General features: G+C 69.2%; 2 protein-coding genes and 1 pseudogene. 1 reads left to right on the plus strand and 2 read right to left on the minus strand.

Annotated features, from left to right (window positions below; all coding sequences use genetic code 11):
• Nucleotides 1-440, minus strand: a pseudogene (locus tag I5G_RS14935) (hypothetical protein); the annotation flags it as partial.
• A 221-nt stretch (nt 441-661) separates the two neighbouring features.
• Between I5G_RS14935 and dxr the strand changes: the two are divergent.
• Entirely contained in the window at nt 662-1,744 is a 1,083-nt protein-coding gene (gene dxr / locus I5G_RS14940; protein ID WP_022879773.1) for a 1-deoxy-D-xylulose-5-phosphate reductoisomerase, read from the plus strand.
• 164 nt (nt 1,745-1,908) lie between these two features.
• Here the strand turns inward: dxr and I5G_RS14945 are convergent.
• Nucleotides 1,909-2,428 (minus strand): glutamate ligase domain-containing protein (locus I5G_RS14945; RefSeq protein WP_026095966.1); only part of this gene is annotated, 520 nt, incomplete at its 5' end.

Below are 2,428 nucleotides of genomic sequence, written 5' to 3' on the forward strand. Positions count from 1 at the left end.
CGCGCACCGTCACTCATACCCATGATGAGCGTTCGCCGGTGCAGTTCCTGAAACTCCACTGATGAGGTTATGCGTCGCACTTGCGTGGGACTGACACCAAGCACCTCGGCAGTCTTCCTGATGAAGTATGGCCGGAGCCGGTCCGGATATATAGTTCCCACTAAGTGATCCATCTCAGCAGCAGAGACGAACAGCAATCTCTCGTTGATGAATCGGAGCGCGATTCGTCGGTCCGACGGGTCGAGCTGACTCAACCAGGTCGCAAGTGACTCGAGAAACTTGACCGCGGGGCTGAACCCCTCGTATTCGTCGTACTTGAGTGCCGCCAAACGAGTTAGTTGCACGGTTTCGACCGCGACTTCCTCGGTAGATGGTCTTCCATCGTCCGAGTCCCCGTAAACCACGGTGTCTAACAGGCGCCTCGCCAAGATTTCCTTCACGGTCCCCCACAGCCGAATCGACGACAACAACGTCATATCGGACGGTATCAGGCGAGGAGTGCACCGCGTAGGAGGCATGGCTCTTCGCTGACGGTCCGGCCCCGCCAGGTGGCGAGCGAGGTCGGGGGTAAGCAGTGCCGTCCCCGAACGCGCCGCTGGTGTTCGTCGTCGACATCCTCGGAGTCCAGCACGCGGACGCGTCCGGTCAGTAGTCTGATCCGATGCGTCGCGTCGTCATCCTCGGTTCCACCGGTTCGATCGGCACGCAGGCGCTCGACGTCATCCGCGCCAACCCCGACCGGTTCGAGGTCGTCGGCCTCGCCGCCGGTACCGACCGCGTGGGCGTCGCGGCGCAGGCGGCGGAGTTCGGCGTCGACGACGTGGCGCTCGGCGCCGCCGAGGCCGAACGGCTCGTGCGCGACATCCCCGCCGACGTCGTGCTCAACGGCATCACGGGGTCGGTCGGGCTCGGCCCCACGCTCGCGGCGCTCGAGGAGGGCCGTACCCTCGCCCTGGCGAACAAGGAATCCCTGATCGTCGGCGGTGACCTCGTCACGCGGCTGGCTGCTCCCGGTCAGATCGTCCCGGTCGATTCCGAGCACTCCGCGATCGCGCAGGCGCTGCGCTCGGGCGAACCCGAAGAGGTGCGACGCCTGGTGCTCACGGCATCCGGGGGTCCCTTCCGGGGTCGCTCGCGCGCCGAGCTCGGCGAAGTCACACCCGCGCAGGCGCTCGCTCACCCGACGTGGGACATGGGCCGCGTCGTCACCACGAACTCCGCGACGCTGGTGAACAAGGGGCTCGAGGTCATCGAGGCGCACCTGCTGTTCGACGTGCCGTACGAGCGCATCGACGTCGTGGTGCACCCGCAGTCGATCGTGCACTCGATGGTCGAATTCCTCGACGGCTCCACGATCGCGCAGGCTTCGCCGCCCGACATGCGACTGCCCATCTCCCTCGGGCTGGACTGGCCCCACCGCATCTCGGGCGTCGGGGTGCCGCTGGACTGGACGACCGCGTCGCAGTGGACGTTCGAGCCGCTCGACGAGGAGGCGTTCGGGTCCGTCGCCCTTGCCAAGCGCGTCGGCGGGGCCGGGGGCACCTACCCCGCCGTGTTCAACGCCGCCAACGAGCAGGCGGTGGATGCCTTCCACGAGGGGCGGCTGAGCTTCCTCGGCATCGTCGAGGTCATCGAGCGCGTCGTGGAACGCCACGACGCCCCCGCCGGCCTCACCCGCGAATCCCTCGCCGACGCTGAGGCGTGGGCGCGCCGGACAGCCGATGCGGTGATCGCCGCGCTCTGAGCGACGGGCTGCTCGCGTCTGCCGGCGTCGGTCGTCGACCGGTACCGGTACACAACGAAGGAAAATCCCGCGCCGCCTCCCGGTCGGCGCGGCCCATCGGCCCCCGAAGCTCGGATTTCCTTCGTTGTGTACCGAGACGCGCATCGCGCGCGGTGCCCGCGCGATCAGGCGGGGAAGTCGACGGGGCGCTCGGGGTCGGACGACGGGGTGCGGTCGGCAGGGTAGGGGACCGGCCACTGCGGGTCGGGCACGGGCCAGCCGGCGGCGAGCAGGGCGCGGCGCGAGAGCTCCCGGGCCGAGTACGGCGTGCGCACCCCGCGGATGTCGCGGTAGTCCTGGTGTCCGGGGCCGGCCCACAGGATCGCGTCCCCCTCCCCGACGAGCTTCACGGCCTCGAGGATCGCGCGCTCGGGCGGCGTGAACTCGTGGATCTCGGCGTCGGGTCGCGCGCGGCGCGCCCCTTCCACGAGAACCTGGCGGATGGCATCCGGATTCTCGTGCCGGGGGTGGTGGTCGGTGACGATGAGGATGTCGCTGCCCTCGACGGCGGTGCGCCCCATGTCGTGGCGCTTCGTCGCGTCGCGGTCGCCGTCGGCACCGAAGAGCATCACGACGCGGCCGGGGGTGACGCGCCGCACCGCGGCCAGCGTCTTCTCGAAGGCGTCGGGCGAGTGGCCGAAGTCG

The sequence above is a fragment of the Microbacterium sp. B19 genome, assembly GCF_000333395.1.
In the GTDB taxonomy this organism is placed as follows: Bacteria; Actinomycetota; Actinomycetes; order Actinomycetales; family Microbacteriaceae; genus Microbacterium.